Genomic DNA, 14,583 nt, shown 5'->3' with positions numbered 1-14,583 from the left:
TTAACGCCCTTTGCCGCCGAGGGAAAGTCCGCGCAGTTCCCGATTACCCAAGAGAATGACAATCAGACCGGTAACCGCAACGCCGTATACAAGGAATGGAACCCAGAGTGCGGTGGTTGACGCCAGCACGCCGAAGACGGTGATCGTTAGCGGACGAAGACTTACGTCGCCGATCTGAATGATGGCGCTCATTCGGCCGAGAAGTGCCGGATCAGTGGTCCCGGCGAATGTCGCACCCAATAACACAGACCCGAATCCCGCACCGCCGCCGATAACGATCGCCGCGACAACGGTGAGCCAGAATGGTCCCAACCCGATTGCAAGGATTGCTGCGCCCTGGGAAATGAATGCCCACAGACCGGCATACGCCTCACGGCGTGGGCGCCACTTCATTACCGTTGCGGCGCCGAGCGTTGCACTGATTCCAGCGCATGCGCCGAACACGCCAAGAGCCTCGGGTCCCCATCCCTCTGCACTTGAACGAAGCGCGATGCCGATTCCCATTGCCGGAGCTGCGGCCACGTTCAGACTGGCAAGAGCGATCACCAATGTTCGTGTCGACGGCACATCATGAAGATGTCGGAACCCAGAGGTGATATCCCGCAGGACGGACTGCGGTTTCGCTCGCGGCAATGCAAATCGGGGGCGGAGCCATAATGCGATGAAAATCACCACGAGCGCGAAAGCAAATGCGTTGATAAACGCCGAACCCGTCAAGGCGGTGCGGGCGATAATTACCCCGCCGAGGGCTGATCCGACCATCCCTCCCAACTGCGCTGACGTCTGCATCGCCGCACCGTAGGCTGGCAGATCCGTTCCACGGACCATTCGGCGCGAAATCGTGCCCGCGGCAGGTTCATAGAAGGCGTCGCAGATGCCGAACAAGAGCCCGGCGAGAAGCAGCACGGTAGTTGACGGAGGGTTGACCAACCACCAGCAGGCCACGGCCAAGAGCACGAGAGTGCGGGCGACGTTGAACAAGAGCATGATCTTGAGCGGATTGAGTCGATCAGCAAGCGCACCGCCGACGAGCAGTACCAACACACGCGGAATCGATCCGGCCGCAACTACAGTCGCGGCTAGAGTGGGTGTCGCTATCTGAACAGCAGTCCACGCAAGGGCGACCGCCCATATCGAGTCGCCCACTTCCGCGATCCCGCGCATGACAATCCATGCGTGTGCGAGGTGGTCCCGTCCAAACGGAGGCGCGTAGCGCAACTGGTTCAGGTTGGGCGGAGCCACTCGACCATACTACTGACGCTGTTCGAAAGTCCGGGTTGCTGCCGGCGTCACAATTCGCCAATGGCGATGCCGAGTTGAAAGTACATTTCGCTGACGGCCATGTCGTCGACGGAGTACTTAATGCGCTTGCCGCGGGCGGCTTCGGCGAGCGGGCGGGTCGGCAGTCAGCATGCTCAAAGCCGTCATCGATATCTGAAACCGCTGCGAGCAGCCGCCGCGCCGAACTGCACGAGGCACGCCTCGACGCCGTCCAACTGGTCTACGGTGTCGCTGCGTTGACCGGCCAGCCGCCTGCCAAAGCGATCGAACGCGAACTTCGGATGCCGCCACGCACTCCCACGCACTGGATCAAGCAGGCCCGTCTCGCGGGTCGGCTCGGCGGGCTTGGGTACGCCGCCGTCCGAGCATGTTGCAGCTCGGTGCTCGAGTCGCGGATCGGCCGCTCGTTCGCAGCATCGTCCACCCGGTGCTCATCGACTTGTCCCAGCGGTTCAACGAGACCTCCCAGCTCGCTCCGCCTACCGGCGCAGATATCCGATTCTTCGACAGCGTCGAATGCACCCAACCCGTTCGTGTCTCGAGCCGTCTCGGAGTAGCGCTCCCCGCCCATGCAACCGCAGTGGGGAAGGTTCTCCTCGCTTCGCGATCGGACGAGGAGGTCGCCAAACTCGTTGGTCGGAAGCTCCGGGCCATCACCGAGCAGACCCTTATTGATCGCGACCTCTTCTTCGAAGAACTGGCGGCAGTACGCCGGCAGGGATACGCAATCAATCGGGGAGAGAGCCTGCAGGACATCCGGGCCGTCGCAGTTCCTGATATCGACCTCGCGGAGCATACTGTCGCTGCGGTAGCAATCAGCGTCCCCGCGGCACGCGGTCAGATCGCAAAGCTCCGGTCATTCGTTCCCCACATACTATGAGCAATGCACGACATCAAGCCCGAACTCAGCCTCGCCGCGACGCTGATGTAGATCCCAGCCTGATTGAGCGAGCGCCCATCGCTGCCACGTCGACAAGGCGAGGATCCGAGAGCCGCCGTTCGGCAGTCCCTGGCGGAGCCCGCCTCGCGCCTGGTGCTGGATCGTCGGGCAGCGCTCGCGATGAACGGCGTGGTGGCTGTCACTGCTGCGGTGCAGGACCAGCCGGAGCGTGCTGCTTACATGTCCACCCGATCGATGCTTTCCGCACCCGCGATGAACGCCGGGTCTAGCGCAGACTCTTGTCGCGCGTCCTGATCAGAACTCCCCGATGGCCATCCCCAGTCGCAGATACAGGTCGGTCACCGCTTCGTTGTTGGTCCGGTACTTGACCCACACCCCCTTCCTTGACGCACCGGCGACGGTGGGCGGGTCGGCGATGACGAGGCCGGCGGCCTCGAGTTCGTTGAGCCGTGGCTGGATGGTCGTCGGGCCGAGTTCGAGCGCGTCGCAGACGCGGCCGATGGTCACGTCGGGGTTGGAGCGCAGGTAGCGCAGGATGGCAGCTTTGACGAGGTTTCCGAGTAGCGCGATCGGGTCTTGCGCGTCTTCGGAGCCGGCGGGTTGCGCGAGGCGAGGCATGGTTCCAGTGTGTCTCAGCGACGCGACACGCGTCTAGCAGACCAAACAGATTAGTTGTTTACTTCGCATCTATACTGCTATACAGTGTGGGAATGGTCAGGGCAGCAAGCATCGCCACGTCAGGCAGAATGCGGGGCTCGTCGAGCATGTCCCCCAAACTTCCTACAGACACACTCCTAGTCGAGTGGATAAGCTTGGGCATTTCGTGCACGGCCCGGGTCGCGCCCGGCTCAACGACAGCAATCGGTCGAGTTATCCACAATTCGACGCCATATCCTTTTCCACCCGCCGGAACTGTGCGTAGACTGCCCGAACGGCGGCCGCGATGCGAGGCGAATCGTCCATGCCGGTCCGCCGACCTGATTGATCAGGGAGGTCGTCGGTGATGATGAGCGCAGCGTCTGGGCGTCGCGGACTGACGTGGGCAATCATCGGCGGCATCGTGCTTGTCGTTGGCGTCGTCGCGATCATTGTCGCCTCCACGATCAGCCGGTCACCTGGTCAGGCGGAGCCGACACACACAAGCACGGCCGATTCGTCGTCGCCCACGCAGACCGCGGACACCGTCGTCGACCCGACGGCATCCGCCCACGGCTGGATCCCTGAACCGGTCACGACACACGCCGACACCTACATCCGCACGGCGCTGGAAGCGGCATCCACCTTCGACACTCGGAAGAGCACGCGCGGCCAATGGCTCAACTACCTGGATTCATGGTTCACCCCCGACACCCGATACCAAGAACCTGACCGAGCCGACCGGATGAAGGCCGCGCAACTCGAGCTGCGTCAAGGCGTCGTCCTGCCGCGCGAGGACTGGGATTCTCTCGCGGGCGAGAACGGTCGCGTTGTCGCCGTCAGCGCCGGTGAGATCACGGACGTCCCGGTATCCGGTGACACCTCGGGCCATATGCGCATCGGAACGACAACCGTGACGCTCACGTTCACCCGGTCGGATGCCAGCGGCACCGAGACGTCGTACGACGAGCGGGCGCGGGTGAGCGTGCAGGTACTCTGCGGCGACGGGTCACTGCCGACGCCGGACACGCCACAGACGGCCGGAGATTGCAAGGTCGTCCGCTACTTCACGGAGCCGATGGAGCCCTGACATGCCAGCCCCGGTGATCGCCGCAGCAGCCCTCAACACGAGGACTGGTCGGAAGATCGCGATCGGGGCGATCATCGGCATTCTCGTGCTGGTCGGAGTCGCGCTGACGCCGCTGATCGCGATCCCGTTCGCCGTGGCCGGCAGCGCGGTCACCGCCGCGACAGAGAAGGTGGATGCCGCGCCCGTCATCACGAACGACGGCACATGGCAGTACCCACTCAAAGGCGACTACTTCAAGGGACGCGGGTTCGGATACAACCCCGTCCACGGGTGCAGCTACTGCTCCACGAATCACATGGGGTACGACATGGCCCGCGCGTGCGGCGCGCCGGTCTATGCCGCCGGCGCCGGACGCGTGATCACCGCGGGCGCATACCAGGGCTACGGCAACGCCGTCCGCATCGACCACGGCCACGGCGTGGTCACCCTGTACGGCCACATGCAGTGGTCCTCCCTTCACGTCCAGGTCGGGCAACAGGTGGCCACGGGCACACCGCTGGGCGCCGAGGGCAACACCGGCAGATCCTTCGGATGTCACCTGCATTTCGAAGTCCGCAAGTCCGGAACTCCCGTAGACCCGCAACGGTTCATGGCCGCACACGGCCTCCACCTGAAATAGTCCCACCGTCAAAGGAGCACCATGTTCACCCTCAGCATCCCGGGCGATGTCAACATCCCCAATATCCAGCCGGACTTTTCCGCCCCCTTCTTCCAGGGCTTCCAGACGATTGCGTCCTACGTCCTCGCCGGCGCGATGCTCGTCGTCCTGATCATGCTGATCGTCTCCGGCTCGGCCCTCGCTTTCCGTGGCATCGCCTCGGACCGGGTCCGCACCTGGGCAGGCGAGAACATCGTCTGGATCTTCATCGCCGCCGCCGTCCTCGGCGCGGCATCCGGGCTGTTCGCCTGGTTCGTGAACTTCGACTTCGGCTTCTGATGAACCTCCTCCGCTCGCTGTTCATCGGCGCCGTGATCGGCGTCGCGGTGGTGCTCGCTGCATTGAACCCAGCGAGTGCGTCAGCAGCGAGCTATCCGACCATGGCTGACCGAGTCTCCACTGCCCAGGTCACCGGCGAGCCGTGGTCTTCTCCCGCATACCCGGTGAACTGCGTCGACGCGAGCGGGCAGATCTCGTGCACGCCGACGGACCCCGCCGAAGTCACCGCGCAGCAGTGCTACCGCGGCGTCCTCTATAAGGGCACGTCGACGACCGTGTGCACGACATTCAAGGGACACACGCAGGCACTGCAGAACGCCGGCGGCACAACCCTCCTCGTGAAGTACGGTTGCCAGCTCGGCGACGCCGTCTGCTTGACGTTCGAGAACGCGGGCCGCGGGGTCGCCCTCGCCGCGACCGGGATGATGTTCGTCGTCGCCGACAATATGCGCTTCGATACGACCACGGTGCTGTGGCACGCAGCCGTCGGTCAGTGGTCGTTCTGGCAGTGGGCGATCCTGATCATCACGTTCGGCGCCATGGTGTGGGCGATCGCCGCCGCGGTCGTATCCGGCGAACGCAGCGAACTCGTGTCTGCGATCGTGCGCTCATTCATCGCCATCCCCGCCGTCCCGCTCACGCTGTGGCTCACCGGCCACCTGCTGAACACGGTCGATGACATGACGTGGTACATCCTGAAGGGCGGGGGACCGACAAAACTGTTCAGCACCTTGCAATCGGTAATGTGGGCCGGCGGGCAGGCGAACTACTTCTTCGCGTTCCTGATCCACGGACTGCTCATGCTCGGGATGCTGCTGCTGATGCTCGTGTTCGCGTTCCGCAACATCGTGCTGGCGGCGTTGATCATGGTCGGCCCGGTGGCGTGGATGCTGTTTCCCGCGCGCGGGGTCGGACCCCAATGGGTCGTCCGGTACGTGTCGGCCGTGGTCGTGCTGCTTTTGACCGGTCCGCTGACGATCGGATTCGTGGCGCTGATCATCAACGGGCTCGCGGACGTGAAGACGATCTGGAACCCGCAGTCGTGGCCGCTGCTGGTCGGCCTGGCGATGGTCGCGTTCGCGCCGTTCGCAATCTTCGGGCTGTTCAGCTTCGCCGGTGCGGTCGCCGTCGACTCGGTCGGTTCACGGCTCGGGTCGCACGGCGGGCAACTCGCGGCCGGCGCGGCCCGCTCCGCGGCTCGGGTCCCGGCCCGGTTGTCCGGCCGGCCCTCCGGTATCCGCCCGCCCGGTGGGTCACCCGTCTACACGACGTCCGCGTCACGGCCGGCCTCCAGCACCGCCTCCCCATCGGGGGCGCCCGTCGGCGCACGGCGGCCTGCTCAGGGGCAACCGGCGGCGAAGACAAGCACCACACAGGCCACCCCGCAGGCAACACGGTCGACGACCTCATCGGGGCACCCCTCCCGCCCCGCCGCGGCAAGAACCACCCCGTCGGCACCGATCCCGCGTGGTGAAGGGAGTTCCTCATGACCAGTACTCCGGAGTACGCCCGCCCGGTCCGTCTGCCGCATCGGTCACGGCAGGGCATCGTGATGGGCCTGGACCCGTGGCAGATCGCATTCCTCGCACTCTCCGCGCTCATCTTGCTAGTGTTCGTGAACCGGTTCGGCCCGCTCGGTCTGCTGTACGGCGCACCGCTCTACCTGGCGTTCGGAGTGACCGCAGTCACCAGCATCCAGGGGATCTCCACCCCGCGCATGGCCGGGCTGTGGCTGATGAAGCAGCTGCGGCACCGCGCCGGCGGCACGACCCAGAAGTTCCGGCCCGAACGGGCCCGCCTGGCCGGCACGCTGAACCTGCCCGGCATTCGCGCGTCGATCCAACTGTGGGAGACCGACGGTGTCGCCGCCGTCTACAACCCGCTCGACAGGTCGGTGTCGGTGATCGCCGAACTAGAGGTGCAGGGGTTCCTCATGCACGACCTGCCGGAGCGGTTCGACCTCGCCGAGCAGTTCGACCGGATCCTCGGCCCCTTCACCCAGCATCCCGGGGTGAAACGGGTGACACTGCAGGAGCGCACCCTGCCCACCACGATCCGCGCGGCGCGCGAGCACTTCGACGAGGTTCAACGCAGCCACGGCATGAACCCCGACTCCCCTGCCGCGGCCAACTACCGCGACGTGATGGACGGGTCCGAACGATTCGAGGTCGCGCACCGCAACTACCTCGTCCTCACCCTCGACCTGATCGCGCTGGGTGCGCAGCTGAAGGCGCTCGGCGGCGGGAAGGAAGCGATCGTCGCGTTGGCGCAGATCGAGGCCGGCAACCTTGCCGACGCGCTGGTTGCGGCGAAGATCACCGTCCGCAACTGGCTGTCTGCCCGTGACGTCGCCGCCCTCGGGCGCCTCGCATTCGACCCCGAGTTTGCAGCGATCGTGCAGAACCGGCCCGACAACCTCACCGGCGTCGACCCGATCGGCATCGGCCCGATGTATCTGGACGAGCCGAAGGGCCGCAACGGCGTCGTGGTCACCGACTCCGGCGTGCACACGACCATGTGGATCCACGAATGGCCCCGGTCCGACTCCCCCGTCGGGTTCCTCGCCCCGGTCGTGTTCGCGCGGCACCCGCACACCGGAGAGGCGATCACTCACATCTTCTCCATCGTGCTCACCCCGGTGCCCGTGTCGAAGGCGCTGAAACGGATCCGCGATGAGAAGAAGGTGTGGCGCGGCAATGAGGCGCTGCGCGCGAAGCGTGGCGCGGACGGGTCGGCGGCGGATGCCGCGGACTGGCGTGCCCTCGAGCAGCAGGAGCAGGAGATCACCAACGGGCACGGCGAGTTCCAGTACGGCGCGTACTTGACCGTGACCGCACCGGACCAGGAACGGCTCGATCAGGCCATCGCCGGAATGCGCAACGCCCTATCCCGCGCCGGGATGGAAGCTCAGATCCTGTACTGCCAGCAAGCAGAGGCGCTGATGGTCAACGCCGTGCCGGTGGGATTGGGGATGAAGTGATGACCCGCCACGCGGCAACGTTCACTCCTGCCGATCTCACCCCGCGGCAGGTGCGTGCCCTGCGCACCGAGATCAGCGTCGCCACCCGGCCTGAGGCGCGCGGCTGGTGGCGCCGGCCCTGGCCTGTCGGCCGGCAGCACCCCCTTCCCGAACCCGCAGTCCCGGGCCGGCTCGGGCCGGGCGCGGCCGAAGGCGGGTACTGGAACCTCGCCAAGGCGTGGGTGGCGCCGCATCAGGCGACCTCTCAACACATCGCCGGGATCTACCCGTTCGTCGCCGACTCCGGGCTCGGTCACCGCGGCCCGATTCTCGGCGTCGACCTGAACGCCGACGCACTGTGGCACTTCTCCCCCTGGGAGGCGTATGGCGACACGTCCGACCGGGGCACATTCTCCACGAACATCCTCGTGCTCGGCGCCTACCGGGGCGGGAAGTCCGGGACCGTGAAGACCCTCATCACCCGGTCCATCGCGTTCGGGCACCAGGCCGTGGTCCCCTCCGACCCGAAAGGCGAATGGGTGCGGGTGGCCGAAGCCGTCCCCGGTGGGCGGGTCATCCGGCTCGGCGGCGGCACCGACACCCGACTGAACCCCCTTGCGCGCGGCCCGCGCCGCACCGGCGTGACCGACGAGCAGCACGAGCAGCTGGTCAAGCAGCGCCGCATCGGTACCCTGATCGCGTTGATCGAGATGACCCTCGGCGCACGGCTCACCGCGGTCGAGCACGCTGCGATCCTCGACGGCCTCGACCAGTGCATCGCCGCCACCGGTGACCGGCCAACCCTGCGCGGCATGTACGAGCAGCTGCGGCTGCTCGCCGCTAAGGACCACGCCGGGCTCGGCGCCGAGCAGGGCGCGATCCAGCCCCTGTTCGTGCTGCGCCGGTTCGTGGAAGGCGACCTGTCCGGTCTGTTCGAAGACGAATCCACAGTGGAGTTCGATCAGGACGCGCCGATCGTGGTCATCGACACCAGCGAACTGTTCGCCCGCGGGGACCTCGCCGCGCAGCTGACCCAGGTGTGCTCCACCGCCTGGATCCAGGCCGTGATCAGCGACCGGGACGCGCACCGCACCCGGTACGTCGTCCGCGAAGAAGGATGGCGGGACATGACCTCGCTGGCATCGCTGCAGATGTTCCAGCAATGGCTGAAACTGTCCCGCCACTACGGCATCAGCAACATCGTCATCCTGCACAAAGTGGGCGACCTCGACGCGGTCGGCGACGAACGCTCCCCGGAACGGTCCCTGGCCTACTCGATCATCGGCGACATCGAGAACAAGTTCATCTTCCGTGTCAACCATCAAGAGCACACCGCGCTCCGGCAACGGCTTAACCTTCCCGTCCCCCACGTCGAGATGGCCCGACACCTGCGCAAGGGCGAGTTCCTCGCCTACGTCGGCCAATACGCGTACCTCGTCGACTGCTTCGCTACCTCCACCCCGTGGGAACGCGACCTGTTCGACACCGACGACGCCATCTCCCTCACCGCGAGCGAGGCCACGGACTGGGCGCAGATCGACTCCAACACGCTCGACGCCATCTGGCCCGGCACCGCCGACGCCGACGTGAACGGATGGCTCGAGTCCCCTGCTGAACAGACGACTGTGGAGGACCGCTGATGAGCGCGACCACCGTGAACACCCGCGCGTACGCCACCGTGGCCGGCACCGCTGCCACATTCGTGACGGTCGGCGGGCGGCCCGAGAAACTGACCGCCGACGCCGGTGAAGATATCCGGCACACGGTCATCCAGCGTGCGACCGACGAAGCCCGCCGCAGCGGCACCACCGTCGAACTCCTGACCTCCGGCGACCGCGGCGACCACCGACTCCTCATCGACCCGACTGGCACCGTCACGCCGCTCACCCTGGTGACCAACACCACAGCAGGGCAACCGGCCGCGTCCTCCGCAGACATCGACGACGTTCGAGGGGAGGTGAGGGAACAGGCTCCCTGGCCGGCGGCCGACGCTCCAAGGCAGCCGGCCACGGAGCCGCCGCCGCGACCCACGTTCCTCGCTCCTGCCCCGGCACCATCTCTACCTGCGACCGGGTGGCATCGCCTGCTGGCAGGCCTCGGCATCCGTGTCAAGCCGTCCGTGGCCGAGCAGCGCCGTGCACACGATGCCGCGGTCGTGTCGCGTCATTGGGCAGGATGCCGCACCCTCGCCGTCGTGAACGGGAAGGGCGGGGTCGGCAAAACGATGACCTGTGCGATGCTCGCCGCGGTCTACGCGCGCGAGGGCGGCGGAAACGTCCTCGCGTGGGACAACAACGACACCCGCGGCACCCTCGGATGGCGCACCGAACAGGGACTGTATGACACGACCCTGCGCGACCTGCTGCCGGAAGCGCGCACCCTGCTGGAGGGCGGGGTCGGTGTCGCCGACATCACCCGGTACGTGCACCACCAAGTCACCGACCGGTACGACGTGCTCCGCTCCAACCCCGAACTGCTCGCCGCCGACCAGCGGATCAAGATCGCCGACTTCGACCTCCTGCTGGCAGTTGCCGCCCGCTTCTACCGGATGGTGATCTTCGACTCCGGCAACGACGAATCCGCCGGCCGCTGGCTGCGGATGATCGACCGCTCCCATCAGCTGGTGATCCCCAGCCTCGCCACCCCCGAATCCGCGGAATCCGCATCCCTGCTGCTGGACGCGTTACGCGGGCGAGACGAACGCTCCGCCGCCCTCGCCAACCACGCCGTGGTGATCGTCACCCAGGCAGAGCCCTCGCCCGCACTGGCCCACCGGATCGCCGACGGATTCCAGCCGCACGTGCGCGCCGTGCACATCATCCCGTTCGACCCCGCACTGAAATCCGGGCCGCTGCGATTCGGCACCCTCCGCCCCGGCACGCGAAACGCGTGGGTGGCCTCAGCGGCTGCCGCCGCCGAGGAGCTGTAGGCGGGGGTCGATGCGATGAGCAACAGCACGGCAGGCAAGGCCCTCGCGGTCGTCATCGCGGGAGCGATGGTTCTCGCGGTCGCGTTCGAGTTCATCGCCGAAGCCACCACGGCCATCGCATGCGGCCATCGGCCGAAGCCCGGCAGCATGTTCTCCGGGCTGTGGCTGGCTGTCACCGGCGACGCCGCCGTCTACGACACCGCCGGCGGATGCGTCCTCCCCGCGGGCTGGATACGCGGGCTCGACCTCGCCGCACTGATGCTCCTCATTGCGTTGGCGTGGTGGGTTGTGCGCGCCGTGCGCCACTACCGGGAATCCGACCGGGCGTTCATCACCGACCTACGCACCCGCCCCGGGTTCGCGACCGCATCCGAGATCCGCGACCACCTCTCCGGGAAGGCCGTGCTGCGCCGCGCCGAACAGCTGCGCCCCGACCTGGCCCGCCCCACCGCCACCGACGTCGGATGGCGCGTGGGGCGTGCCCGTGGGCACGACGTGTACGTGTCGATCGAAGACTCCGTCGCACTGGAAGGCCCACCCCGCTCGGGCAAGGGGTACCGGGTGCTGATCTCCGCCATCGTCGACTGGTCGGGGCCGCTGATCACCACCTCGACCACGAACGACAACCTCACCGCCACCATGAAGGTCCGCGAGACGCGGGGCCGGGTGCATGTGTTCGACCCGCAAGGACTGTCGGGGGTGCGGCATCCGCTGCGCGTCTCCCCCATCGTCGGATGCGACGATCCCCTCGTCGCGATGCAGCGCGGTGCCGCGATCATCACCGGCACCGCCCTGGGCAGTTCGGCAACCAACGGCGAATGGGCACAGGCGTCCGGGGTCGTCTTGGGCCGGCTGCTGCACGCGGCCGCGGTCGGCGGCAAGAACATCGCCGACCTGTACGACTGGGGCACCAGCCCGGCACAGACGCGCACCGCCGTCGACATCCTCAAAGCCGACGGAGCACCAGGGTGGGGCGACAGCCTGGATGCCACCATCAACGGCGACGAGAAGCTCGTCTCGTCCATCTGGTTCGGCGTGCAAGGCGCCGTCGCACCCCTCGCCGTCCCGCAGATCCGCGACGCGCTCCTCCCCCGCCCCGGCGATCCGGTGTTCGACCCGCACGAGTTCCTGGATGCCGCGAACACGCTGTATCTGATCGGGTCGTCATCCGGTGCCTCAGCGATGGGCGGCTGGCTCGGTGCGCTGCTCGACGACATCGTCGAAGTCGCCCGCACCACCGCGCTCGCCTCACCCGGTTCCCGCCTCCCGCACCCTCTCGGGCTCATCCTCGACGAGATCGCGAACATGTTCCGGTGGGGCAACCTGCCCCGCATCATGGCCGACGGTGGCGGCCGCGGCATCTGCACGTTCATCGTCCTCCAAGCACTCTCCCAAGCCGAGACATCCTGGTCACGCGCCGAAGCCGACACCATTTGGGCGGCCGCAACCGCGAAGGTGCTGCTCGGCGGCGCCAGCCACGTGAACCACCTGCGCGACATCGAATCGCTGCTGGGCACCCGCGACACCCGGCGCGAACAGCGCTCATGGACCACGCGTGAGACCGGGCACTCCACCAGCGAACAGCACGAGCGGCGACCACTCATGTCGGTCGACGAGATCCGCCGGCTGCCGCCGAAGGTCGGGCTGCTCGCCTACCGCAACCGGCGCAGCGTGCTCCTCGACCTCGCCGGGTGGGATGAACGACCAGACGCGCACACGATCAGCGCCGGCAAGCGTCAAACCGAAATCGAACAACGCGGCGTGTTCGGCGCTGCACACCGCGTGCAGGAGACCGCCGATGCAGCCCCGATTCCCGAGACGGAGGGCGAATCATGAGCAACCGTCGGCGTCCCGCGCTCATGAACCTGTACCGGTCCGAGTTCCTCCGCTCGGGGGCATGGTTCGCCCGCCGCGACGCCTGGTTCGCCGAACAGCGAGCACAAGGCGTCGCCCTCACCTGCGCGGCGTGCGCGCGCACGGCCACCGCGCGCGAGCTTGAGCTCCACCACCTCGACTACACCGGCATCACGCTCGTAGCCGGCACCTGGCGGGCGCTCGAACGACACGACGACCTCGTACCGATGCATCCCTACTGTCACGACCTGCTGCACCGGCTCATCGACCGCGACGTCGTCCTCGCCCACAACCGCACCCGCCGGGCCGCGTCGCTATATGCGCTCGCGCAGCTGCAGCGCACACTGATCGCGATCGAAGGGAGCGCATCGTGACCGAGTACGAAGAGCCCCCAGACCTCGACGACATCCTCGCCGCCCAGCTCAGCGACTTCGCCCCCAGCGCGCGGCACGGGTCATCCGCCCCGATCGGCGCGCATGTCGTCCACTGGGCCACCCTCACCGACAAAGACGCCCCCGCCGCGTGGAACGCGCTGAGGGAATGGGTGGAGTGGTTCACCGTCCGTTACCGGATCTCGGAATCCGTCGTGCCGCCGTGCTGGTTCAAGCACGGCCAGCTCGTCGAAGAGCTCTCCGCGCTGCACACCGCACACGCCGCGGCGTTCGACCCCTCAGACGCCGGGTTCGGTCCGATCGGATGGCACGAACGCCTCAGCCTCGCCATCCCCCGCCTCACCAAGGCCTACTCCGGCGGATGCGCGCGCGGACACGACGAACCGAAGCCCCGCTCATGGACGGACATCGTCGACGAAGACGAATGGGACGCGTGGACCAGCCAGGGCCACGCCCACGGAGGACGCCCACCGGCACCCTCCCCAGCAGAAGGGCAGGACGCATCATGACCACCAGAATCCCGGTCACCCTCGAGGGCAACCTCACCGGTGACCCCGAATACGGCGCCGGAGAATCCGGCAACGAGTACGCCCGGTTCAACATCGCCGTCAACGACCGTCGCCTGAACCAATCGACCGGCCAGTGGGAAGACGCTGGTACGGTGTTCCACCGCGTCGTCGTGTTCAACCAGCAGGCGCAGCACGTGGCCCACTCGCTCCACAAGGGCGACAGCGTCATCGTCGCCGGCGACCTGCGGTTCGGCACCTACGTCGACGAGAAGACCGGCCAGACCCGCGAAACCCGCGACATCGTCGCCGACAACATCGGCGCGTCGCTCAAGTTCGCGAACGTGGTCGTGAACCGCGCCCCAAAAGCTGAAAGGCCCGCACCAGACGCCACGGGCCCAACAGCAGCACCGGCCTCGTACGCCGGCACCGGGATCGCCCGCTGACCCATCAGGACAGGAGCGGGGTGAGAGTCATCGTACTCTCGCCCCGCTTCGTCACGACGTCCCGACTTGACTCACGTAAAATGTCCGGGCATGGTGCCGCGTGCCTCAGGTGTGGGTGTCCGCGTAGCTTCCTGGCTGTGAGCTGGGAGTTGTCGATGGTCGCACGCCGTGAGATCACGAAGAAGTATGCCAGGGAGTACGCAAAATCGGGCAAGGCGCAGAAGGGGCGTCTGCTGGACGAGTTCGTGCACGCGACGGGGTGGACGCGGGACCATGCCCGCCGAGCGATCCGGACCGCGAACGCGAGGAAGGGCACCGCCCGGACCCAGCGGCGCAGGCCCCGCCCGCGGAAGTACTCGTACGACGCGCTGGTCGTGCTTCAAGAAGTGTGGGCCCCGCCGGGTCAGCCGTCGGGGAAGTACCTGGCCGCGGTGATGGACGACACGCTGGAACGCCTGGTCCGATTCCGAGAACTGGTCAGAGTCGAACAGCGCGTCACTCCCGACGTGCTCGACGAGCTGCGGTCCATGTCCGCGGCCACGATCGATCGGTATGTCTGTGATCGACTGCGTGTAGGCCGTTTCGGCGGGGGTTTCCTGCCGGCTCGGCGGCCGGTTTCCGGCCGTTTGAGCAACAAGAATCCGGCCATTCT

At 66.9% G+C, this 14,583-nt stretch carries 14 protein-coding genes and 1 pseudogene; 13 read left to right on the top strand and 2 right to left on the bottom strand.

Annotated features, from left to right (window positions below; genetic code table 11):
• On the bottom strand, positions 1-1,242 hold the full coding sequence (locus tag ABD705_RS14945; RefSeq protein WP_344785008.1) for an MFS transporter: 1,242 nt from the start codon (positions 1,240-1,242) through the stop codon (positions 1-3).
• Between the two features lie 406 nt (positions 1,243-1,648).
• Here ABD705_RS14945 and ABD705_RS14940 point away from each other — a divergent pair, with 406 nt between their 5' ends.
• A complete protein-coding gene (locus ABD705_RS14940) occupies positions 1,649-2,161 on the top strand; it encodes an IclR family transcriptional regulator (protein ID WP_425562094.1) in 513 nt (170 codons plus the stop codon).
• Between the two features lie 315 nt (positions 2,162-2,476).
• Here ABD705_RS14940 and ABD705_RS14935 read toward each other — a convergent pair whose 3' ends face one another.
• Positions 2,477-2,800 carry a helix-turn-helix domain-containing protein gene (locus ABD705_RS14935; protein ID WP_344785004.1) on the bottom strand — a complete coding sequence of 108 codons (324 nt, stop codon included), beginning with the start codon at positions 2,798-2,800 and terminating at the stop codon, positions 2,477-2,479.
• Between the two features lie 442 nt (positions 2,801-3,242).
• On the opposite strand from ABD705_RS14935, the gene ABD705_RS14930 reads away from it, so the two are divergent.
• From ABD705_RS14930 to ABD705_RS14875, 12 genes and pseudogenes are all read left to right on the top strand, one after another.
• Positions 3,243-3,908: a hypothetical protein gene (locus ABD705_RS14930; RefSeq protein ID WP_344785002.1), complete on the top strand. Its 666-nt coding sequence runs from the start codon at positions 3,243-3,245 to the stop codon at positions 3,906-3,908.
• 1 nt (position 3,909) lies between these two features.
• Entirely contained in the window at positions 3,910-4,527 is a 618-nt protein-coding gene (locus tag ABD705_RS14925) for a M23 family metallopeptidase (protein WP_344785000.1), read from the top strand.
• A 21-nt stretch (positions 4,528-4,548) separates the two neighbouring features.
• Positions 4,549-4,845, top strand: a complete 297-nt coding sequence (locus ABD705_RS14920) for a hypothetical protein (protein WP_344784998.1) — start codon at positions 4,549-4,551, stop codon at positions 4,843-4,845.
• Positions 4,845-6,335, top strand: a complete 1,491-nt coding sequence (locus ABD705_RS14915) for a hypothetical protein (protein WP_344784997.1) — start codon at positions 4,845-4,847, stop codon at positions 6,333-6,335. The genes ABD705_RS14920 and ABD705_RS14915 overlap by 1 nt, the downstream gene beginning before the upstream one ends.
• The gene (locus ABD705_RS14910; RefSeq protein ID WP_344784996.1) at positions 6,332-7,825 is read left to right on the top strand and encodes an SCO6880 family protein; all 1,494 of its coding nucleotides are present in this window, start codon (positions 6,332-6,334) and stop codon (positions 7,823-7,825) included. The genes ABD705_RS14915 and ABD705_RS14910 overlap by 4 nt, the downstream gene beginning before the upstream one ends.
• On the top strand, positions 7,825-9,444 hold the full coding sequence (locus tag ABD705_RS14905) for a hypothetical protein (RefSeq protein ID WP_344784994.1): 1,620 nt from the start codon (positions 7,825-7,827) through the stop codon (positions 9,442-9,444). The genes ABD705_RS14910 and ABD705_RS14905 overlap by 1 nt, the downstream gene beginning before the upstream one ends.
• On the top strand, positions 9,444-10,733 hold the full coding sequence (locus tag ABD705_RS14900) for a MinD/ParA family ATP-binding protein (RefSeq protein WP_344784992.1): 1,290 nt from the start codon (positions 9,444-9,446) through the stop codon (positions 10,731-10,733). Before ABD705_RS14905 ends, ABD705_RS14900 begins: the two co-directional genes overlap by 1 nt.
• Positions 10,734-10,748: 15 nt before the next feature.
• Positions 10,749-12,569 (top strand): type IV secretory system conjugative DNA transfer family protein, encoded by a 1,821-nt coding sequence (locus tag ABD705_RS14895; RefSeq protein ID WP_344784990.1) that lies wholly within the window; start codon positions 10,749-10,751, stop codon positions 12,567-12,569.
• Entirely contained in the window at positions 12,566-12,961 is a 396-nt protein-coding gene (locus tag ABD705_RS14890; protein ID WP_344784988.1) for a hypothetical protein, read from the top strand. The genes ABD705_RS14895 and ABD705_RS14890 overlap by 4 nt, the downstream gene beginning before the upstream one ends.
• Positions 12,958-13,488 (top strand): hypothetical protein, encoded by a 531-nt coding sequence (locus ABD705_RS14885; RefSeq protein ID WP_344784986.1) that lies wholly within the window; start codon positions 12,958-12,960, stop codon positions 13,486-13,488. Before ABD705_RS14890 ends, ABD705_RS14885 begins: the two co-directional genes overlap by 4 nt.
• On the top strand, positions 13,485-13,931 hold the full coding sequence (locus tag ABD705_RS14880) for a single-stranded DNA-binding protein (RefSeq protein WP_344784984.1): 447 nt from the start codon (positions 13,485-13,487) through the stop codon (positions 13,929-13,931). Before ABD705_RS14885 ends, ABD705_RS14880 begins: the two co-directional genes overlap by 4 nt.
• A 137-nt stretch (positions 13,932-14,068) precedes the next feature.
• Positions 14,069-14,583 (top strand): annotated as a pseudogene (locus ABD705_RS14875) (hypothetical protein); the annotation flags it as partial.

Source organism: Microbacterium kribbense, from assembly GCF_039537285.1.
GTDB classification, from domain to species: Bacteria; Actinomycetota; Actinomycetes; order Actinomycetales; family Microbacteriaceae; genus Microbacterium; species Microbacterium kribbense.
Note: the sequence above shows the minus strand (reverse complement) of the source record. Positions and strands in the feature narration are given on the sequence as shown.